The organism is Providencia sp. PROV024, from assembly GCF_032709665.1.
Taxonomy (GTDB): Bacteria; Pseudomonadota; Gammaproteobacteria; order Enterobacterales; family Enterobacteriaceae; genus Providencia; species Providencia huashanensis.
In genome coordinates this window covers 3934882-3956555 of record NZ_CP120545.1, presented here as the reverse complement: position 1 = coordinate 3956555, position 21674 = coordinate 3934882, and the positions used below count along the sequence as shown (strand labels likewise).

Below are 21674 nucleotides of genomic sequence, written 5' to 3'. Positions count from 1 at the left end.
TTATGTGATGAACAACAAACTAGAAAGAACATCAGGATAGGCTAACATGAATAAATATGCTTTGACCCCACGCGTAAAAATGCTGGCTGAACGCTTAAGTGCCCGCAACAGTTCAATTATTACTGAACGAGCTAATATTTTAGAAGCATTGGGTAACCAATTATCCGGTGCGCCGCAGGCGATTAAACCTGCTCAACGTTTTTATGAGTTTATCCGCCATTTTCCAGCCTTTATCGGGCAAGACGAGTTGATTATTGGTAGCCAATCATCAACCCCACGTGGTGCTATTTTCCATACTGAAAATGAAATTAATAGCCACAGTATTTATACCTTTTTAGCAGGCGACAGTAACGTCGATGCGCCAGATTACTTAGCAGTATTAAACGTAGGCTTTTTAGCTATCAAAGCGCAGCTAGAAAATAAAGTGAGAAATATTGGTAGCGCAGTGAGCCGCAATAGCATTGATGAGGCAAATAATTGCCGCTCTGCGATTTATGCGTGTGATGCAGCAATCCACTTTGCGCAATCTTTAGCGACGAAAGCTGAAAGCATGGCAGCAATCGAATCGAACCAATATCGCCGTGCGGAGCTGCAAGAAAGCGCAGCAATTTTGCGCAATGTGCCTGCTAAACCTGCGCAAACCTTCAAGGAAGCTTGCCAAGCCTTTTATTTATTACAGCTGATCTTGCACTTAGAAAATGGCAGCTATGCGGTTAATCCAATGGGATTTGATAAAGCCGTTTATCCATTCTACCAACGCGATATTGAACAAGGCCGTTTAACTCAGGCGCAAGCTTATGAAATTGTAGAAAGTTTATGGCTGAAACTGGCTGAGCTTTCAGAAGTTCGCTCAACCAAGCAAGTTGATGGCTACCCAATGTTCGATGCATTAAAAGACGGTATCTATCTGAATGATCCTCGTGTTTGCATTAACGAGTTGTCTGGCATGATGTTATCCGCTAATGAAAATATCAGTGCTATCAATAATGGGTTAAAAGTCCGTTTATATTGCGGTAAAAACAGTGTTCAGCCGCAATACGCAGCGCCAAATGCGAATTATATTGCTCCAACAGCACAAGCGGAAACTGAATTCAAAGTTATGGAAGGTTTAACTCCCCGCTTACAACGCTTGCGCAATCGCTACTTAGAAGCGCGTCCAAGTGTGTCTATCTACCGCGCACTCGCCTTCACTGAAGTTGTCAAAAATAACCCAGGTTTACCGCCAATTTTATTGCGTGCGAAAGCGTTCCGCCGAGCTTGTGAAACGGCACCAATCCTAATTCAACCCGAAGAGCTGATTGTGGGTCATCCATGTGGTAAAGCCCGTGCGGGTGCATTCTCACCGGATATCGCATGGCGTTGGGTAGTCGAAGAACTCGATACCATGAGCACGCGTCCACAAGACCCATTTGTTATCTCAGAAGAAGACAAAAAAGTGATCCGCGAGGAAATTGCCCCGTTCTGGGAAGGGCGCTCTCTGGATGAAATTTGTGAAGCACAATACCGTGAAGCGGGGGTATGGGAATTCAGTGGTGAAACATTTGTCAGTGACTTGTCTTATCACCAAATCAACGGTGGTGGTGATACCTGCCCAGGCTATGACGTTTTATTATTCACCAAAGGAATGAATGGCATTAAAGCGGATGCTCAGGCGAAATTAGCTGAGTTGAGCATGGAAAACCCAGATGACATTGACCGCATTTATTTCTATAAAGCGTCAATTGAAACCTGTGAAGGGGTTGTTGCTTATTCACATCGTATTGCTGCACATGCGCGTGAATTAGCCGTACTTGAATCAGACCAAAAACGCCGTGAAGAATTACTGACTATCGCGCAAGTGAATGAAAATGTACCTGCTAACCCGCCGGTGACATTACAAGAAGCATTACAAAGCATTTGGACGGTTGAGTCATTATTTGAAATTGAAGAAAACCAAACCGGTCTTTCTTTAGGGCGTCTCGACCAATATTGCTTACCAATGTATGAAAACGACATCAAAACAGGCCGTTTAACTGAAGACCAAGCATTAGAGATGATGCAGGCATTTATCATCAAGTGTGCTGAGTTAATGTGGATGTCGAGTGAGCTAGGTGCGAAATACTTCGCAGGTTATCAGCCATTTATCAACTTAACTGTTGGTGGACAAAAACGTTCTGGTGGTGATGCTTGTAACGATTTGACCTATTTAATAATGGATGCGGTTCGCTTTGTGAAAGTGTATCAGCCATCTCTGGCATGCCGTATTCATAACCAATCACCACAGAAATACATGGAAAAAATCGTTGATGTGGTGAAAGCCGGTATGGGCTTCCCAGCCTGTCACTTCGATGATTCCCACATCAAAATGATGCTACGTAAAGGCTTTGATTTTGAAGATGCGCGTGACTACTGCTTAATGGGGTGTGTAGAGCCACAAAAATCAGGCCGTATTTATCAATGGACATCAACAGGTTATACCCAGTGGCCAATTGCGATTGAATTTGTGCTAAACCGTGGTCGCATGGTGTTATTTGATAGCTATCAAGGCTTAGATACGGGTGACTTACGTGAGCTGAAAACTTTCGAAGACTTTGATAATGCAGTAAAAGCACAGATTGGCCACATTGTTCGTTTATCGGCTATCGGGACTGTTATCAGCCAGCGTGTACATCGCGATGTAGCTCCAAAACCCTTGATGTCTTTACTGGTAGAAGGTTGTATGGAAAAAGGGAAGGACGTTGCAGCTGGCGGGGCGATGATCAACCACGGCCCTGGGCTGATTTTCTCAGGCCTTGCTACCTATGTTGACTCCATTGTTGCTATTCGTAAATTGGTTTATGAAGAGGGCCGCTACACGCTTGAGCAAATCCGCGATGGCTTACTCGCAAACTTTGAAGGCTATGACGAATTACGTCGTGACTGCTTAAATGCGCCTAAGTTTGGTAACGATGATGACTATGTTGACCAATATGCGCTGGATATCACCGAGTGGACAGAGCGTGAGTGCCGTAAATATGACATGTTGTATTCAACATTGAGTCACGGAACCTTATCCATTTCCAACAATACCCCAATTGGTGAATTGACCGCAGCAAGTGCTAACGGCCGTTTAGCGTGGATGCCACTCTCGGATGGTATCAGCCCAACACAAGGTGCGGACAAACAAGGCCCTACTGCCATCATCAAATCAATCAGCAAGATGAATGTTGAGACGATGAACATCGGTATGGTGCATAACTTTAAGTTCTTAAAAGGCTTATTGGATACACCGGAAGGACGTCATGGCTTAATCACGTTACTGAGAACCGCCTCTATTTTAGGTAACGGGCAAATGCAGTTTAGTTATGTAGATAACGAAATGCTGAAAAAAGCACAGCAAGAGCCTGAAAAATACCGAGATTTAATCGTTCGTGTTGCAGGTTATAGCGCATATTTCGTTGAGCTTTGTAAAGAGGTTCAAGATGAGATTATCAGCCGTACTGTAATTGAGAAGTTCTAAACCAGCGTTGGCAGGTATGGCTTCATACCTGCCGTTTCATAATAACAATAATAAATTTGAACTGATTTTAGAGGTGTAATGATGAGCGCGGCAGAGATTAAAGGTCGGATATTTAATATCCAAAAATACTCAATTTATGATGGCGATGGCATTCGAACGCTGATTTTCTTAAAAGGGTGCAATATTCGCTGCCCATGGTGTGCTAATCCAGAAGGGCTAAGTAGCCAGTTTCAAGTGATGTTTTCTCACGACAAATGTGTGAATTGTGGGAAGTGTGTCGATGTTTGCCCTACCGGTATCCATTACAAAACCATTAATGAACAAGGTGAACAGATTCATCGTGTCAATCGCAGTATTGACTGTATTGGTTGTCGTAAATGCGAAGAAGTGTGTATTGGCGGTGCGTTAGACATTATGGGCAAAGATGTCACGGTAGCCGAAATGATGGAAATCATTATGCAAGATTATGATTTTTATATCTCTTCCGGTGGTGGTGTAACAATCGGTGGTGGCGAAATGAGCCTACAAACCGACTTTGCTGTTGCCCTACTGCGTGAGTGTAAAAAAATGATGATCAACACCGCCGTAGAAACACAAGGAACAACCTCATTAGCCAACTATGAAAAGCTAGCTGAAGTTGTCGACCTATTTTTGTATGACATTAAACATATCGATACGGTACAGCATAAAAACTTATTCGGTATTGGGAATGAAAATGTTCGCCGTAATCTTGAAAGGTTGGTGGAACTTGGCGCTAACATCGTCGTTCGTATGCCGTTAGTCCGTGGATACAACGATTCATTTGATGCCATTACTGGTGCGATTAATTATGCGATGGAATTATCCAAACGCGGCAATGTAAAGCGCATCGATATTTTACCTTATCACCAGTTGGGTCGTGGCAAATACGACAAGTTAGAGATGATTTACCCGGTTAAACAAGACCCAACCTATAGTGCTGAAGAGTTAGATCAACTTGAAGCGTTCTTTAAGCAATTCGATTTCGATATTCGACTGGTTCGTCACTAAGTCACAAAGTAGGAGAGACAGATGAAAAGTTTAGGTGTGATTGAAACTCGGGGGCTGACATCCGCCATACAAGCCGCAGATGCAGCATGTAAAGCCGCTAGTGTAGAAATTATAGGTTATCGGAAAATAGGTTCTGGGTTGGTATCAGTTTGTTTTCAAGGTGAAATTAGTGCAGTTCGCACTGCGGTTGATCATGGCATTGACGTGATAGCGAATAGCCAACTGCTTGTCGGCTCATTAGTGATTGCTCGCCCAGAAGAAAGTGTGACGGCTAAATTGTTAACGGTGAAAAGTAAAAAGGGTGAATTAGAAAAAAGCATTGAAAAGACAGAAAAAGGACAAAGTTCATCAGAAAGTGAAACGGTTGAAGCAAAACCTCAACATACTGCGCCTGAAGTAAAAGAGGATACCAGTGTAAAAGAGACCAAAAATGACCTACGCAAAGGTAAAAAATCATGATTAATGAGCAGTTGATGGGCAAAATTTTATCCCGTCTTTCAACCAATAGCTTTGCTCAAGGAATACAACCGAACATTGCAATTCCTGTCGGTATTTCAAATCGTCATGTTCACCTGTCACAGCAAGATGTTGAAGCGTTGTTTGGTCAAGGATATCAACTGACACCATTCAAAGATTTAAAGCAGCCAGGGCAATTTGCAGCCAAGGAATGTGTCATGGTGGTTGGGCCAAAAGGGTCGATAAGCAAAGTGAGAGTCTTAGGGCCTGTTCGCCCAAAAACGCAACTTGAAGTGTCCAAAGCGGATTGTTTTGCACTGGGTATTAAAGCGCCAGTGAGAGAGTCAGGAGATTTAACGGGCTCAGGTAACGCTTTATTGATTGGCCCTGCTGGGCACGTCAACCTTGAGTCGCAAGTTATATGTGCTCAGCGTCATATTCATATGAGTGTGATGGATGCGAGGTCACTCAATGTGGTGAATGGGCAAAAGGTAAATATCCGTACTGAGGGTGAGCGTAGCTTAGTATTTGATGAGGTTATCGTGAGAGTGGATGAGCGGTTTTCTCTTGAATTTCATATTGATACAGATGAAGCGAATGCTGCGGGTTTACGTAATAACGATAGCGTATTTATTGCGGGTTAAGGAACGGTGGCAAAATGAACGAAAAACTGATCGAGCAAATTGTGCAACAAGTTTTACGTCAGTTAAAACGACAAGTTTTGGTTGTGTTATCACCGGTTGAGGGCTATCAGCAAGCTATTTACCAAAGGTTAGCGCAGCTAGATTCTGTTTGTTTTTCCTTTTATGCCACCGCATCAATGCTTCAGTCTTCGAATATGGAGAAATGGGCTGAGCTAGGACATGTTATAGACAAAAATACGTTATCAATAAATAAGTTAAGCCGCTATAGCTGCTTATTTTTACCTTTTATTGATGCAAAAGTTGTCGGTGAAATTGCCAGTGGTTTATTTGTTAGTGAGGAAAGTGAATTAACTTTACACGCACTATCACAAAATATTCCTATATTGGCATTGAAATACCATTGCTGCCCAGAAAGTGAATTAAGCCATATCTTAGGTTTAAATAAAAATGAAAATTATAATCATCTTATTAAAGAAAATATCAGTAAAGCAATTAACTTAGGCATTCAGTTTTTTCCATTAAATGAAATTGAAAAAAAGTTACTAACTCATGATATTTCTAAATATTTAAAACCTGAAATAACTAATGAAACTCCAAGTCGCTATATTACTTTAAAAGAAGTAATGAATAACCCTAGGGGGTATTGCGCGAATGAAAATAAATTAACAGATTCTGCAATTGATTATTTAAAATCATTGAAATAATAAAATAAATTTAGCGTATTAAAAATCATCTTAATTTTCTATTTATTGTAGGAGTATTATCTATGTCCCCTAAAGCAAAATCATGGCTTTGGATGTTGGCGGTTATTATTTCTGAAACCTCAGCAACATCAACGCTAAAAATGTTTGATAATAGTGAAGGAATGACAAAATCGTTATTATTGGCATTAATCGTCGTACTGTATGTTATTTGTTATTATTCACTTTCTCGCGCTGTTAAATATATTCCGGTGGGTTTAGCTTATGCAACATGGTCAGGAACAGGGATATTAATGGTTTCTACTCTTGGCATGTTATTTTATGGTCAGCATCCAGATACTGCCGCAATGATAGGCATGGCTGTAATAGCAAGTGGTATTGTAATTATGAATCTATTTTCCAAAATGGGTTCTGATGAAGAAGCCGAAGAGCCTAAAGCTGAAGCTTCATTATTATCAGCAAAAAATAAAGCAGCTCACTAATTTAAATTTAAGGGGAATATTATGTTTACTGGATTTTTATGGTTAGCGCTTTCTATTGGCTCAGAAATAACAGGCACATCCATGATTAAAAAGACCAACAGCTTTAGTAAGTTGGGGCCTTCAGTATTAGTCATTATTGCATATTGCTTATGCTATTTTGCATTGACTCGCGCAATGGGGTATATCCCTGTCGGAGTCGCTTACTCATTATGGTGTGGGTTTGGGATTGTCGGTGTAACGTTAGTTTCTATGGTGTTATATAAACAAAAGCCTGATTTTCCTGCTGTCTTTGCGATGGGGTTAATTATCTCTGGCGGGATAATTATGAATACATTCTCCACTATGTAATTAATACATTAGTTTAATTGCTACTCTCAGAACTTTATTATTATTTTGCTCATTACGTTGCCTTCATTTTAGTGTGAGGGCTTTTTTTTAAGTAACCGAAGCTATTGATGCTTCTACAACATAAAATGATTGCCTAGCGATAAAAAGCTAAATCCGTTCTATGTTACTTTACAGAAGATAAGTGAATTAATTCAGGAATAGATTTATGCAAATTATTGAGTGGGATGATTTTACTCGGGTAGAAATGCGAGTCGGTACGATTATTCGTGCCGAAGTGAATAGTAAAGCTAAAAAGCCAGCTTACGTAATGGACGTGGATTTAGGCGAGTTGGGAATTAAACGTTCCAGCGCACAAATTACCGTCAACTATACACCAGAAGATTTGATTGGTAAGCAGGTGCTATGTGTCTGTAATTTTGAGGTGAAACGGATAGCAGGGATTAAATCCGAGGTATTAATCACGGGGGCACCGGATGAAACAGGGGCGATTGTTCTTGCAGAATTTAACCTGCCTCTACCGAATGGTGCGCTTTTAGCATAATGCTCGTCATTCTTTGTATTATCGTGTTGTTGGCTTCGCTCACTCGCCCTAGTTACATACTTTTGTATGCCCCTAGGGGCTCGTTTGCTTGCCGCCTAGCATAGTCGGCGCCATCGCTGCCATTTATCAGTAAAAAGGTTATACTACTATCATCTGTATCAGTAGGAGTGTGACCTTTTGCTATTGCCTGAACTTCATTTTCGCCAATATTCAGACGAAGTCATTTCTCATCAACATGATGGGCAGTGGCAAGTCGTTTTGTCGTTATCTGGGCAAATGGAAATCAATATGCATCGCCAACATTTTTTACTTAATGCAGGCAATGGGGTAGTGATCCCGCCAAGTGTTAATCACGCTTTTAGTGGGCAAGTCGGCAATCAAAATTATGTATTAGAAATGCCCGCCACAGCTCAGTGGGCATTGAGTGAGAAAATGACGCAGTTCACTTTGACTCCTGCCGCTGTCGGTCTTTTGAATTGGTTGCAAAGTTTCCCGCAAGCACCTGAACATAATTTTACGGTTGCCCGCTTATTATTGGCTCAACTAAAGCCTGAAAATAAATGGATTGATGAAGTTTCTCAATGGGTTGAACTACGCTTACATCACCCTATTAGCTGTGAAGATATGGCGACAGCTTTTTGTATGTCGATAAGTACGCTCCAACGCAAAATAAAGGCTGAAACACAATTAACGGCGATGCAGTTTTTATTACATAAACGGATGGAAGCTGCGGGGAGCTTATTGCTAAAAAATATTCCGATAGAACAAATCGCATTAACAGTCGGCTATGATTCACATTCCGCATTTAGTCATGCATTTCGTAAATTTTATGGTAAAACGCCGAATGAATATCGTATACAGAAATTTCACTTACGGTAGGTTACGACTCAGCGGCTTAGGTTAACTATTTAGAAATCGAATTATCACAACACGATGATAAAAATTAGCTACTTTTAAGCCGCCATTTTATTTTTCTGCCGCTATACCATGCGTATCCCTTCGAATGGGTTCCAACCATCTAGCCCTTTAGTTTCTTTAATATAGTAAGCATAGTTAGCAACCATCGCCCACATCACTGAAATACCTACCGATAACCCAGTATAAGCACCATTAGGGATAGTTCCACCTACCATAAAATCAATAATATTTAAGACAAGGCCTATCGCTATAGAAATACCAAGCATCACCAGACCTTTCTTCCAAAGCCCTAATATTAGGAAGTAAATAATACCGAAGAAAAAAGCAAAAAAATTCATGTTAATTAAAAGGCGCTCGCCAAAGGACGCTGCTTTTAATGCAGTTTTAAATTCAGGTGTACTCGGTGAGCCATACTTTTCAAAAAAGTCGAAACGTTTTTGCCATTTATTAGAGTATTGTTTTTGTTCCATTTCCCATTCCTTGTTGATATATAATATAAAATAGGGATTGATAATACTTATATGTTTATATAAAAACAGTGGGAAATAGTCTTAATATGACTATTGCAGAGCTTTCTTAATACAGTATGCAGAAGCTATAAATAGAAAAGATATTAAGAAGATAAAAGGCTAGTGGCTATTTACTAATCTATTTACGTAAAGTTACTTTGTTTCTGAATTATTGGTTATTTTCTCAGAAATAGAGTTTGAGTAATTACCATGCAAGAAGTCAGTATTTACATTGGCTTGTCTAAGTTTTAATTCAAGTAAAGCAAGTTGTTTGCTAATGCTTGAATAATTGGGGTCGTCGGTTGAAAGACTTTGCAACATATTACTTAATGTCAGAGCATCTTTTCTTTGCTGTAATTCTGGGGGTAAATACCCCGAATTTTTCAAGAGCCGATACCCAGCCTTAAGCTCTGGTGGAACCAAACTATCATCTTCAAGCTGCAACGGCTGACCTTCTCCCTTTAAACTCGATAGTTCACCTTTGTTTAACGCTTCTTGAATATGGCGTTCAGCCCAAAGATCGATAACTGACATAATAGTGACCCCGAAAATTGATTTTATACCATTATAGCCTTTCATATTCGCTGAATGAAGGCTGGTATATTATGCTTCATTAGCGTTGTTATTACGAATAATCAGTAAGGTTTTATCGAGCATTGATAAATGGAGGTTTAACTATTTATATAAAATAAAACTGCTAAAAATTGATATATATTTAGTGATAAATGATGAAAAATGGTTATTAATAATGTGTAAATTGTTATGTTGAGCACATTTATAGAAATTAATTTACGAGGCTTTCTTTGGTGTTATATCTCTAGTTTAATTAAATTAATAGTTTTAATAGCTAATTAAGTGATTGCACTCCTGATTTTTATGAATCTTATGTCTAATTTGTATAAATTTTGTTGATTTGCAATTATCTATTTGTAAATAGCAAAAAAGAAAAACATTGTGTAATGTCCGTTTTTCTTGTTTATAAGGAGAAAATATGGAACAAAAAAAGCAAGAGGGAAGCCGTTTTTTGCGAACGGTAGAGTGGTTAGGTAATGCTTTACCACATCCCGTTATTTTATTTATTATTTTGATTGCCATTTTATTAGTTTCTTCAGCAATTGGTCAGTACTTTGGTGTCAGTGTGGTTGATCCTCGTCCAGAAGGCGCAAAAGGGCGCGCGGAAGATGGTATTATTCACATTGTGAGTCTATTGGATGCCGAAGGGATCCGAAAAATTATTGCCAATGTTGTCACAAACTTTACAGGGTTTGCACCATTAGGGACGGTGCTTGTCGCCCTATTAGGGGTTGGGATTGCAGAACGGGCAGGCTTACTATCTGCCGCTATGCGCTTAGTTGTGACCAAAGCTCCACGAAAATTAACCACTATGGCGATTGTGTTTGCCGGGATCATGTCAAACACCGCTGCAGAGTTGGGCTATGTGGTTCTTATTCCACTGGCTGCCATTATTTTCCATTCATTAGGTCGTCACCCTTTAGCGGGTCTTGCTGCTGCATTTGCTGGGGTTTCAGGCGGCTATTCAGCAAACTTATTATTGGGTACAGTTGACCCGTTACTTTCTGGTATCACTCAGCAGGCTGCACAAATCATTGACCCAACGTATATCGTGGGTGCAGAAGCAAACTGGTACTTTATGTTTGCCAGTACGTTTTTAATTACTATTTTAGGTTATTTGATCACTGAAAAAATTGTTGAGCCGCAACTCGGTCCCTATACCGGTGGTGCGGTTGATGAGGATGAAAATAGCCTCTATGCTTCGGCAAATGTCACCCCACTAGAGAAAAAAGCATTATTTTGGGCCTCTGTGACTTTTTGGGGATTGGCGGCGATTCTGGCGTTAATGGTAGTACCAGAAAACGGAATATTACGTAACCAAGATACTGGGTTAGTTAGTAACTCTCCTTTCTTGAAAGGAATTGTGGTCTTTATCTTTGTTTTTTTCGCGGTTCCAGGGATTGTGTACGGCTATATTGCCAAAACCATGCGCTCAGATAAGGATATTGTTGACGCAATGGCAGGGGCAATGAGTACACTTGGTTTATACCTTGTTATTATTTTCTTTGCAGCACAATTCGTCGCTTTCTTTGGCTGGACAAACATTGGGCAAGTTATTGCGGTTAAAGGTGCTAACTTCTTAAATAGTATCGACCTTCACGGTGGTGTTCTATTTATTGGCTTTATTCTTATCTGTGCATTTATTAACTTAATGATTGGCTCTGCATCCGCTCAATGGGCTGTTACTGCGCCTATCTTCGTACCGATGTTGATGTTGGCGGGTTATGCGCCAGAAACTATCCAAGCGGCATATCGTATTGGGGATTCAGTCACTAATATTATCACCCCAATGATGAGCTATTTTGGGTTGATTATGGCGATTGTCGTGAAATATAAAAAGGATGCAGGTATAGGGACATTGGTTTCAATGATGTTGCCATACTCTATTATCTTTTTTATCGGATGGTCAATATTCTTCATAGTCTGGGTATTTGTATTAGGTATTCCAGTCGGACCGGGCTCCCCAATTTATTTTACTCCGGGTAGTTAGTTTTTTTATTAGGTATAACCTGTCTTAAAGAGGGTTATACCTTTTTACTTTTAAGCGATAGGCTACAATACGCGTTTGGCTTAGCCAGTTCAGTCAGTTTATGGTGAGGAGGATGTGAATTTCAGCGTGTAGGTTTTTATTTAGGAATTAATCAAGCCCTTCCCATAAATAGTCTTTCAATTTTATCTTATCGTTCAAACCAAAAATAATACCTTCATCTATCAGTGCTTGTTTATGGCGCAGATAGCACTCGCCCTTAACGGATAATTTCCCCTGACCATTAATGATACGGTGGCAAGGTAAAGTACTGCCCGCCGGAATGGTTCGAATTGCTTGGCAAACTTGGCGTACATGGGCTGGGTAACCCGCCATTTTCGCCAGCGTTCCGTAAGTCACGACCCTACCTTTAGGAATGCTTCCTATGAGGCTATAAATGATGTCTCGAAAAGATGGCGCATTGTTCATGGTTATGGTCTCAATTACGATGAGTGTTTGTTAACCTAACTTATAAGATGATACTAGCCATTATTCTGTTCTAAATAGGTTTTAATGGCAAATATGACCCAAACTTAGGTAAAGCGTTGGATAAGTATTAAGGGCGGGATAGGTGAATAGCCACCTACTTGATAGGCACCTTTAAGTTAGACAGAATAGCTAAAAGAGAGGTATTTACCCAGCTTGTTGTGCTCTTGACTTTCACTACTCAGACAATCTTTTAAGTGTAACTCTATAGCAATAGGTACTCCTGTTTGACTAACTTGTTGCATTATTTCTTTTGTAATAGTTTCTAAATTGATACTTTGATTTGCGGAAGGCATCACAAGTCGACAAATACTTTCTGCTAAGGCATTTTTGACATGTCGTCCACATTCTAGTTATTGACTTCAACTAAACCCGTCGCCATTGCGGTGCCACTAAGTAGGTTTAATGCTAAATTGTTTAAATGCACATAGTGGAACAACCGTGTGTCTCTCATGATATTCCCCTGCTGTTCATATTGTTAGTTATGCCTATGTTCTATAATTACCTTTATCAATAGGTTAGTTTAGGTCTCGAAATATTTACTTACAAAATTTTGCAACAGTGCCCGATGGATTCACTCTGAAAAAACTACGACTAGATTACGCTATTTGTTTTTAACGCGACAGAATCAAAAAGCCAAGTTCCTCTTTTTATTTATAATGGTATATTTAGAAATCATCATTCTAAACTTGTTTTGTATAGATTTAACTCTAAATAAGGGTGTGGTTTATGCACCTGATTTATAATAATTTATACTTAGCAAAGATCACTCACCTCATCAAAAAACACCTTAAAAGAGTAAAAGTCATCGTTTTAGTACTGATATTTGTTACAATTTGAATGAATTTATTAAAATTTATTAATTAAAGTTTAAAAAACTTTTTTTTGAAGTAAATCAAGTTTTAAAAACTACAGGCATGCATCAATTGTTGAATGGTCTAAATTTTTAGATAATTCTCAAATTTTACTATCTACATAATTTTATTGAATTAATTATGGTGTGTAAATATTGTAAAAATAGTGAATACTCTTTAAATCGGCAACTCTAGTTATTTGATTTTAAAGTTTCACTCTTTATAATTGTCGGCAATTGAGCAGGTAAGCTTAGAAATAAAAAATATTATTAAATTTATATATAAAACTTTTAGTTATATATATCTTACTATCTTATAGGAATATAAAATGATTGGGGATAACACCCAAAATAATCTACTGTCTTTTTATTGCGGATTAGTAATAAGAAATCTAAGAAAAGAGAGTGGTATTTCAGGGGTTGAATTAGCTAAACAACTGAATATTTCACAACAGCAGATGTCACGTTACGAAAGAGGTGTTAATAGGTTAAGTGTAGATACATTATTTAGAATATTAACAGTTCTTGATGTGTCTTTTGAAAGATTATTAAGGTTATTAATGACTGAAATAAGAAGTAGTGATTCAAATGACGCTTTAGTTTTGAAAGAAAAAATATCTTTATTAGATTCAGTTTATTTTTATTAAAATTTACTATTGTCAAAATAAAACTAAACGATTAAATAACTTATTTAATCGCTGTATTAATATTGCTATAAATATAGCAACCAAAATTAACTCAATGAGGAATGTATGAAAAAGGTTATTTTAGCAACTTTAGTTTCAGGTATTATGAGTGCATCAGCTTTAGCAGTAGATGCGGGAAGTGGAACAGTGACATTCTTAGGTTCAATTATTGAAGCGCCATGTTCTATCGCACCAGGTGAAGAAAACCAAGAAGTCCCATTAGGTCAAGTATCTAATATAACTTTGGATAATGGTGGTGAATCATCCGCTCAATCTTTCCAAATTAAATTAGAAGGTTGTAATTTAAAAGGTGATAACCAAGTCTCTGTCACTTTTAAAGGAACTGAGGCTGGAACAGGTACTGGCTTTCTTCAAATTACCGGTGATGCCACCGGCGCAGCTGTAAAAATTATGAATGCATCTGGTTCTCAAATTAAGGTTAACTCTGCGGCTAAACAAAATTATGTTGAAGGAAATAATACATTAAAATTCCAAGCATCATTAATTGGTCTTGAATTGCTTGATGCTAATGACGAATCTATTCCTGTAACCCCAGGTAAATTCCAAGCAGTAACTAACTTTACATTAGCTTATAACTAATAAGTATTATTAATATGCTATTGCACTGCAAGTTAGTAATACTTGTAGTGCATATTATGATGACCAAAATATGAAAATAAAGAAAAAAGGAATTAACTTTCTTTTATTAATTTTTTTATTATTACCCTACTCTAAATATATTTATTCAAAAGATTCAATGTATTTAACTATGCAAGGTAGCATTATGGATACTGCGTGTGCTATTGATACAGGATCTTATGAGCAATCTATTGATATGGGTACTTTACCTATTTCATTATTACGAAATCAAGGCCAAGGTCAGGAACAACCTTTTTTTATTACTTTAATTGGTTGCAAGTTAACCTCTTATACCGGTGAACCTTGGAAAACATTTGAAATATCTTTTGATGGTTTAGCTAATGGAGATTGGTTTGCTACATCAGGAACAGCACGCGGTGTTGCACTTTCATTAGTCGATGCAAATGGAATAGCTATTTTGCCAGGAAAAAAACTTGCCCAACAAAATATTCAGGCTGGAAAACATATTTTGGGTTACCAGTTAAGGCTTGTTTCAGATCGAACACCATTGCGTGTAGGCAAATATCAAACATCAATTCGTTTCAAACTTGATTACTACTAATAATAATTAATTGCCTTTAGGAATGTTTTTTATGTCTTCGTTATCTATTTATACCCCGCAACTAAAATGGTTGAGTATTATCATTGGGTTAACACTCATCGGTATTTTACCTGCAGCCAGTGCGACTGATCATATTGAATTTAATACTGACGTTTTAGATTTAGAAGACAAAAATAATATTGACTTAAACCAGTTTTCTCGTGCTGGCTATGTTATGCCTGGTGTCTATAACTTTACACTCAAGGTTAATAGCGAACAAATATCTGAAATTAAGGTGCCTTATTACACCTCAAAAAATGATCCAAAAGGCAGCGAAGCTTGTTTATCACCAGAACTGGTCAATAAACTAGGGCTAACTTCAGAGTCATTAAATAAACTAACATGGTGGCATGAAGGCCAATGTCTTAATCAAGAAAGCTTACCTGGATTATTAATACGAGGTGATTTAGCAACCTCGTCACTCTATATCAATATTCCTCAGGCTTATATGGAATATACATCACCCAATTGGGATCCACCCTCTCGTTGGGATAATGGTATTTCAGCATTACTCATTGATTATAATATCAATGCCAATACCACCCATTCCTATAATGATGGACCTGATTCATCTTCATTAAATAGTAATGGGGTAGCCGGTATAAACTTAGGAGCTTGGCGGTTTAGAGCTGATTGGCAAAGCCATTATAGCCATACAACGGGCAACCAAGATAGTAGTCAAACTGACTTCACGTGGAACCGTTTCTATGCCTATAGAGCCTTATCAACATTAAAGGCAAAATTAGTGCTGGGTGAGGATTATTTAACCTCAAATATTTTTGATGGATTCCGCTTTATCGGTGCCAGTATTCAATCAGAATTGAGTATGATGCCGCCAAATTTACGGGGCTACGCTCCCGAAATTACAGGGATCGCAAAAACTAATGCTACCGTTATCGTGAAGCAACAAGGGCGTGTACTCTATGAGACCCAAGTTGCACCTGGTCCTTTTCGTATTCAAGATTTAAGTGATGCGATTAGTGGAACTCTAGATATTACTGTTAAAGAACAAGATGGCTCCGTCCAAGAATTTCAAGTTGATACCGCAAATTTACCTTATTTAACAAGACCGGGACAAATTCAATATAAATTTGCTTTAGGTCAGCCGACGAATACAGATCGTCAGAGTGAAGGCGAGAATTTTATCGCTGGGGAATTTTCTTGGGGTGTTAACAATGGCTGGTCTTTAATTGGTGGCAGCTTAAATAGCCAAAACTATAATGCATTATCCATTGGGCTTGGTCGTGATTTACTTGCTTTTGGTGCGCTTTCATTTGATGTCACACACTCTATTGCCCGCTTACCCGGCGAAAGTACATTAAGTGGTGGCTCATATCGAATTAACTATTCTAAGCGATTTGAAGAATTCGATAGCCAAATACAATTTGCAGGTTATCGATTTTCTGAACGAAATTATATGAGCATGAGTGACTTTCTTAACGCTAAAAAAACTGGTGAGCGTTATTACGGTAGTAAAGAGCTCTATACCATATCAATGAATAAGAATTTCCAAGATTTAGGGCTATCACTATATTTAAATTATAACCATCAGACTTATTGGGATAGACCGGATAATGACTACTACAGTTTAATGCTGTCTAAATATATGGATATTGGTTCAATAAAAAATGTGAGTGTTAGTTTATCGGCAAATCGTAATTTTTATAATGGCGTTAAAGATGACAGTGCTTATGTGTCATTGTCTTTCCCATTAAGTAATGGTGCGAACGTTGGTTATTCAATGAATACAAACCGTTATGATACTGTAAATCGAGTTTCATATTATGACCTATTAGACGATAGAACAAACTATCAAATAAGTGCAGGCGCAAATCGTAAAGGTGGTTCAGCGAGCGCCTTTGTTTCTCATCAAGGAGATATTGCACGTTGGTCAGTAAATGCGAGCCACTCAAATAACCAATACAGTGCGTTTGGCTTATCCTCTTCCGGTGGTTTTACGTTAACAACGGAAGGTGCAGCTGCTCATCGCGTAAGTAATTTAGGTGGTGCTCGTTTACTGCTTGATACAGATGGAGTTCCAAATATACCAATTAGGGGTGTTGGCTCTCCAGTAACATCAAATCGATTTGGGAAAGCAGTGATCTCAGATGTTAGTAGTTACTATCGCAGCAAAGCGCAAATAGATTTAAATAAATTACCGGATGATATTGATGCGCAGCAGTCAGTAGTTCAAGCAACCTTAACGGAAGGTGCGGTTGGCTACCGTCCGTTCTCGATAATTTCAGGCCAAAAAGTAATGACTATAATAACGTTAAATGATGGTACTCACCCACCATTAGGTGCACAGGTAACTAACCATAAAAAGCAAAATGTCGCAATTGTAGGAGATGCAGGTAACACTTATATCAGTGGTGTTCATCCTTCAGAAACCATGAATATAACGTGGGGGAAAAATATGTCGTGCAAAATTACTTTTCCTATGGAATTAAACAATAGAGAAGTACTCGATAATTTACTGCTACCTTGTAGCCCGACAATTAAGAATACGAAAAATGATGAGTGACTAATTCACTCATCATTTTAAACAAAAAACATTTTATTTAAATAAGTAAAGAGTAAAGGTAATAACTAAATGAAAATCAAATACACACTAATCAGTAGTCTTTTAGGATTACTGGGACTGATTCAAATAGCAGAGGCTGCTGTATCATTAGATAGAACAAGGATCATCTTTGATGGCGAAAATAAATCTATCTCTTTAAATATTACTAATAATAATAAGCAACTGCCTTATCTTGCACAAGGCTGGATTGAAAATGAAGAAAGTAAAAAAATAACATCACCACTAATTGTATTACCCCCTGTTCAACGATTAGAACCAGGGAAATCAAGCCAAATGAAAATAGAATCTCTACCGGCAATAAAAAATTTGCCACAAGATAGGGAATCTTTGTTTTACTTTAATATGCGAGAAATACCACCTAAAAGTGATAAACCAAATACATTACAAATCGCATTACAAACAAAAATAAAATTATTTTATCGCCCAGAAACTATTACACCACAAAAAAATGGTACGCCATGGCAAGAAAAATTACAACTTGAAAAAAAGAGGGATACCATTTTTATTAAAAACCCAACCCCTTATTATGTGACTATTATTAATGCTGGTGCTAATGCAACTACTGATGCTAAAGCCTTTAACCCTATCATGGTTGCACCATTTGGCGAGGAAAATATTGGCATGACAAATAGCCAATTAGGTAATACCCCCGTAATTACTTATATCAATGACTATGGTGGGCGCCCACAATTAACCTTTAGCTGTCAAAATACAGTTTGCTCTGTTGCACAAGATTCACTAACAAAATAATAAGTCAATTTTAAGCTAAATGGAGACGCATTCATGACCTCAAGAGCACATCATCGACTTCATCAAGGATGTATAGCAAGCTTGTTTTACTTAGCGGCAGTATTACCTGCAATTGCAGATAATAGTCACCATATATTTAGGCCGACTGATGGTTGGGAAGTGGATGGCCAACATGGCGTTATCCATGTTTCGGGTTCCTTGACTGAAAACCCCTGCCGATTAGCCATGGAGTCCAGCAATCAATCAATATCGCTTGGTAATATTTCTTTTGCAGATTTAAACCAATCTAAACAATCGAAGCGTCAAGTTCCATTTCAAATCGAATTGCTAGACTGCTTAGAAGTTCAAACTGAATTACAAAATAGCCAAACTGGCGATACCGTTTGGAGCACCACCCAGCCAGCCGTAAAAGTGAGATTTATTGCACCCACAGAACCTCAATATACTGATATTATTCGTATTAATGGTGCTCAAGGTTTAGGGTTAAAGGTGATGAATGTTGCAGGCCAAGTGTTACCTATTGGAAAAGATAGCAATCCTATGTTAATTGCTTCTGGACAAAACCGTTTAACTTATTACGTCACTGCTGTCAGAACTTCTGGCCCACTAATTCCCGGTGCTTTCTCAGCATTGATTGCCTTTGAAATGCTGTATGATTAATACAGAAAGGTAAAACTATGATAATTTATATAAGAGGCAATAAAGTATTTCATCATCTGATGAGCTTTGTTTTTTCTGCGATCTTGTTATTGTACAGTTCAATTGGCTTAGCTGAAGTATTTTCGGTTAATATTAAAATTGATGTTATTCAAAAAAGCTGTGATGTTTATGGTGATTTAGGGCCTAACCTTCCTATTGAAATTAATTTTGGTGAAATGAATCTCAATGGATTTACGAGTGAACGCTATGCTAGAAATATTAATTATAATTTAGATTGTGGTGATAAGTCCTCAAGTAATCCGAGTTTGAAATTAATATTTGAAAGTAGTAGCTCAGATTTTGATACTACTTTAGTAGGGACATCAAACCCTAATTTAGGTTTAAAAATACTAGCGGATAATACATTATTATTACCTAATCAGCCTCGTAACTTTATGTACTCTAAAAAGCCCTCACTCAGCGTAATTCCTGTATTGAATGATGGGGAGGAAATAAAGTTGGGTCCTTTTGATTCAAGCGGGATAATAAAAGTAGAGTACCAATAATATTTAGGTGTCTTATCACTTCGAGGTTTTTATGAAGATATTTTTTTGTTTTTTAAGCTCATTTTTTATATTTTTTTCATTACAAGCAAATGCTGTACAATGGATATATGGAACTGATACAGAAACTGGTTCGTTACCAATGCCAATTATAACCAATGAAATTAATTGGGTTGGGACAGGCTCTACTTATCAAGTTGGTGCTTTATCAAGTGAAACGTATAATTCTTATAATTTAGATTCAACAGGTTGCCCTTCTTCTGGGTCCAACGGTAGTTATTGTCCTGTCGGTGTAAAATTTGGTCAATTTAGGTTTTCTGGCGGAGTTATTCAATTTAATCTAGATAGAGGAACACAACCTATAGGAAACACTGGCGGTAGTAAGTGCTATTTAACATCAGTAGCCACTATTACGGGAACTACAGGTTTTTCTGGTAGTGATTTACATGAAACCATGAGGTTTAACTCACCTCAATGGGCTGTTAATGATTCAGGCTGGATCGAAGTTAATGGTGCTTGTCGTGACTTGATGCCAAGCTCCCCTTCTATTTCCCAATTATCTATTGTAGTGCCAGAGATATCGGGGTATATCCCATTGCTAGTGAGTGGAACAACTCTCGCTCCAAGGGAATGGTCTTATTTTGGAGGAGGAGATGTATTACGTTCTTTTCGAGGTTTTACAACTTCAGCGTCTATTAAACCAATAGCACGAATTATTGCTTGTGGTGAAGCTAAATATACAAATACATGTGCTGCTTCATGGCACAGTTATTCTCCTTTAGCAATCAACCCCAATGTTCCTGATGTAAATTGTGATGTTATTGTCCCTAAAGAAATAATAATTAGTGATGTTACTACTAATGATTTTATCGGAAAAAAAGGAAGTGATAATATTTATGCTCAATGTTCCGCGGCTACAACACTTTCATTTCAGATGGTAAATAATGGAATAGTAAAAGTTGGTCCTTTTAATGTTACAACATTAATTGACAATCAGTCATCACCAAAATTAATAGTGTCGGAGAGTGGTATAAATATTAATATGAGCGCTGAAATAAAAGGAAATACCGAAACTGTTGAAGCGGGTAATTATGAAAATTCAGTTATTATTATTATGGATATTTCATGAAAACTTCAAAAATAAAAAAATCATTTAATATGATAGTCAATAGGTTATAGGTTGATTTAGAATAATTAAAATTGGGCAATTTTACTCAAGGACGAGTAAGAGTATTGCTGTAAAGTTTAATTAGTTGGCATGTCAAATCATTGCTGAGGCTCATTGTATGAACATATCGGCATTATCCTTTAAAGTGGAAAAACTCAATCTCTTCTCTATTATTTGCAACAGTGTCCGTTAATGTTACCTCGCATTTTATTTCTAACGTGTTGAATGATTGATATATTGATGTCCAATTCTCATCAATTGAGAAACACCAAATTAGAGTTTTCTAACTGTTTACGATAGACCTCTGGTGGGAGGTGATGTAAACTTTGTGCGTTCGGTTTTTGTTATAATCTTGCTGCTAATACTACGCTAATTATCTAATTTGGCTCAACGATTCAAATAAATACGTATTTAAAAACTTACGACTGAATGAATCATTAAAACGTTCAATAAAGCCATTTTTGCAGTTTACCTAGTTGAATATGGTACAGTATAACTTGGTTATTATTCACAATAATTCAATAGATTAACTGAGATTAATTCAAGACCATTATCGACTCGAATTTGTTTCGACAACTCTCTTCCGGTTTTTAAACGGCCAGCATCATGATGATACGGTCGAGTAGTAATGACGTATCAACCTCAATCGCCAAGCATTCAGGCGTTCCTTCATCAATAATATTGAGGGGGATGACGCGCTTGCCGAAATATAAACTGTCGTGCATAAAATTCAATTCCCATTGAATATTCGGGACTTTTTCAATCATTAATGACCTTTTTTCACGTTTTGGAAGCACTTTTTTAACTCGCCGTTTCAGGTTTAATCCTAATCGGCAATAAACGCGATAAGCTCGTTTATTATTAAAATAATAACCTTGAAATCGTAGTCGAAAGCCCAGACCAGAATGAGGACAGCAATCTAACTGTAAAGTTGGACGTGATTTTTTAAGTCGATCAATTTAATTGAAGAAATGGTAGTTAATTTGGAGGGAGCACAAAT

General features: G+C 37.8%; 21 protein-coding genes and 1 pseudogene. 18 read left to right on the top strand and 4 right to left on the bottom strand.

What is annotated here, in order from left to right; all coding sequences use genetic code 11:
• The first annotated feature begins 46 nt into the window (after nucleotides 1-46).
• The 9 genes from cutC to P3L56_RS18235 all read left to right on the top strand — a co-directional run bounded on the left by cutC (nucleotide 47) and on the right by P3L56_RS18235 (nucleotide 8558).
• Complete coding sequence (gene cutC, locus P3L56_RS18275) at nucleotides 47-3478, top strand: choline trimethylamine-lyase (RefSeq protein ID WP_048606016.1); 3432 nt, start codon at nucleotides 47-49, stop codon at nucleotides 3476-3478.
• Nucleotides 3479-3556: 78 nt separating this feature from the next.
• A complete protein-coding gene (gene cutD / locus P3L56_RS18270; protein ID WP_042845465.1) occupies nucleotides 3557-4507 on the top strand; it encodes a choline TMA-lyase-activating enzyme in 951 nt (316 codons plus the stop codon).
• A gap of 21 nt (nucleotides 4508-4528) precedes the next feature.
• Entirely contained in the window at nucleotides 4529-4966 is a 438-nt protein-coding gene (locus P3L56_RS18265) for a BMC domain-containing protein (RefSeq protein ID WP_042845463.1), read from the top strand.
• Nucleotides 4963-5607, top strand: a complete 645-nt coding sequence (pduL, locus tag P3L56_RS18260) for a phosphate propanoyltransferase (protein WP_048606020.1) — start codon at nucleotides 4963-4965, stop codon at nucleotides 5605-5607. The genes P3L56_RS18265 and pduL overlap by 4 nt, the downstream gene beginning before the upstream one ends.
• Nucleotides 5608-5648: 41 nt before the next feature.
• Nucleotides 5649-6311, top strand: a complete 663-nt coding sequence (locus P3L56_RS18255; RefSeq protein WP_253941463.1) for a hypothetical protein — start codon at nucleotides 5649-5651, stop codon at nucleotides 6309-6311.
• Nucleotides 6312-6373: 62 nt separating this feature from the next.
• Complete coding sequence (locus tag P3L56_RS18250; protein ID WP_042845457.1) at nucleotides 6374-6790, top strand: DMT family transporter; 417 nt, start codon at nucleotides 6374-6376, stop codon at nucleotides 6788-6790.
• A gap of 21 nt (nucleotides 6791-6811) precedes the next feature.
• On the top strand, nucleotides 6812-7138 hold the full coding sequence (locus P3L56_RS18245) for a DMT family transporter (RefSeq protein ID WP_042845455.1): 327 nt from the start codon (nucleotides 6812-6814) through the stop codon (nucleotides 7136-7138).
• Nucleotides 7139-7343: 205 nt separating this feature from the next.
• Complete coding sequence (locus P3L56_RS18240; RefSeq protein ID WP_042845453.1) at nucleotides 7344-7679, top strand: tRNA-binding protein; 336 nt, start codon at nucleotides 7344-7346, stop codon at nucleotides 7677-7679.
• 177 nt (nucleotides 7680-7856) lie between these two features.
• On the top strand, nucleotides 7857-8558 hold the full coding sequence (locus tag P3L56_RS18235; protein WP_166684970.1) for an AraC family transcriptional regulator: 702 nt from the start codon (nucleotides 7857-7859) through the stop codon (nucleotides 8556-8558).
• Between the two features lie 101 nt (nucleotides 8559-8659).
• Here the strand turns inward: P3L56_RS18235 and P3L56_RS18230 are convergent, their stop codons facing one another.
• Together P3L56_RS18230 and P3L56_RS18225 are read right to left on the bottom strand one after the other, a co-directional pair.
• Nucleotides 8660-9067, bottom strand: coding sequence for a DUF2628 domain-containing protein (locus tag P3L56_RS18230; protein WP_048606024.1), 408 nt, complete (start codon nucleotides 9065-9067; stop codon nucleotides 8660-8662).
• A 192-nt stretch (nucleotides 9068-9259) separates the two neighbouring features.
• Nucleotides 9260-9640 carry a DUF1992 domain-containing protein gene (locus P3L56_RS18225; protein WP_042845917.1) on the bottom strand — a complete coding sequence of 127 codons (381 nt, stop codon included), beginning with the start codon at nucleotides 9638-9640 and terminating at the stop codon, nucleotides 9260-9262.
• A gap of 457 nt (nucleotides 9641-10097) precedes the next feature.
• Here P3L56_RS18225 and P3L56_RS18220 point away from each other — a divergent pair, with 457 nt between their 5' ends.
• The gene (locus P3L56_RS18220; protein ID WP_042845449.1) at nucleotides 10098-11669 is read left to right on the top strand and encodes an AbgT family transporter; all 1572 of its coding nucleotides are present in this window, start codon (nucleotides 10098-10100) and stop codon (nucleotides 11667-11669) included.
• Nucleotides 11670-11816: 147 nt separating this feature from the next.
• Here the strand turns inward: P3L56_RS18220 and P3L56_RS18215 are convergent, their stop codons facing one another.
• On the bottom strand, nucleotides 11817-12134 hold the full coding sequence (locus P3L56_RS18215; RefSeq protein WP_042845448.1) for an MGMT family protein: 318 nt from the start codon (nucleotides 12132-12134) through the stop codon (nucleotides 11817-11819).
• Between the two features lie 1239 nt (nucleotides 12135-13373).
• On the opposite strand from P3L56_RS18215, the gene P3L56_RS18210 reads away from it, so the two are divergent.
• The 8 genes from P3L56_RS18210 (at nucleotide 13374) to P3L56_RS18175 (ending at nucleotide 20635) form a co-directional block, all read left to right on the top strand.
• The gene (locus tag P3L56_RS18210; protein WP_210856087.1) at nucleotides 13374-13691 is read left to right on the top strand and encodes a helix-turn-helix domain-containing protein; all 318 of its coding nucleotides are present in this window, start codon (nucleotides 13374-13376) and stop codon (nucleotides 13689-13691) included.
• 105 nt (nucleotides 13692-13796) lie between these two features.
• Complete coding sequence (locus tag P3L56_RS18205; RefSeq protein WP_198860935.1) at nucleotides 13797-14330, top strand: fimbrial protein; 534 nt, start codon at nucleotides 13797-13799, stop codon at nucleotides 14328-14330.
• Nucleotides 14331-14400: 70 nt separating this feature from the next.
• Nucleotides 14401-14931, top strand: a complete 531-nt coding sequence (locus P3L56_RS18200) for a fimbrial protein (RefSeq protein ID WP_198860934.1) — start codon at nucleotides 14401-14403, stop codon at nucleotides 14929-14931.
• Nucleotides 14932-14962: 31 nt separating this feature from the next.
• Nucleotides 14963-17494, top strand: coding sequence for an outer membrane usher protein (locus P3L56_RS18195; protein WP_272686046.1), 2532 nt, complete (start codon nucleotides 14963-14965; stop codon nucleotides 17492-17494).
• A 69-nt stretch (nucleotides 17495-17563) separates the two neighbouring features.
• On the top strand, nucleotides 17564-18304 hold the full coding sequence (locus P3L56_RS18190) for a fimbria/pilus periplasmic chaperone (protein WP_166684966.1): 741 nt from the start codon (nucleotides 17564-17566) through the stop codon (nucleotides 18302-18304).
• Between the two features lie 33 nt (nucleotides 18305-18337).
• A complete protein-coding gene (locus P3L56_RS18185; RefSeq protein ID WP_166684965.1) occupies nucleotides 18338-18964 on the top strand; it encodes a fimbrial protein in 627 nt (208 codons plus the stop codon).
• A gap of 17 nt (nucleotides 18965-18981) precedes the next feature.
• Nucleotides 18982-19509 (top strand): fimbrial protein, encoded by a 528-nt coding sequence (locus P3L56_RS18180; RefSeq protein WP_233102472.1) that lies wholly within the window; start codon nucleotides 18982-18984, stop codon nucleotides 19507-19509.
• Between the two features lie 31 nt (nucleotides 19510-19540).
• Entirely contained in the window at nucleotides 19541-20635 is a 1095-nt protein-coding gene (locus tag P3L56_RS18175; protein WP_166684964.1) for a hypothetical protein, read from the top strand.
• Nucleotides 20636-20928: 293 nt separating this feature from the next.
• Here the strand turns inward: P3L56_RS18175 and P3L56_RS18170 are convergent.
• Nucleotides 20929-21567 (bottom strand): annotated as a pseudogene (locus P3L56_RS18170) (integrase core domain-containing protein); the annotation flags it as partial.
• Nucleotides 21568-21674 lie beyond the last annotated feature (107 nt).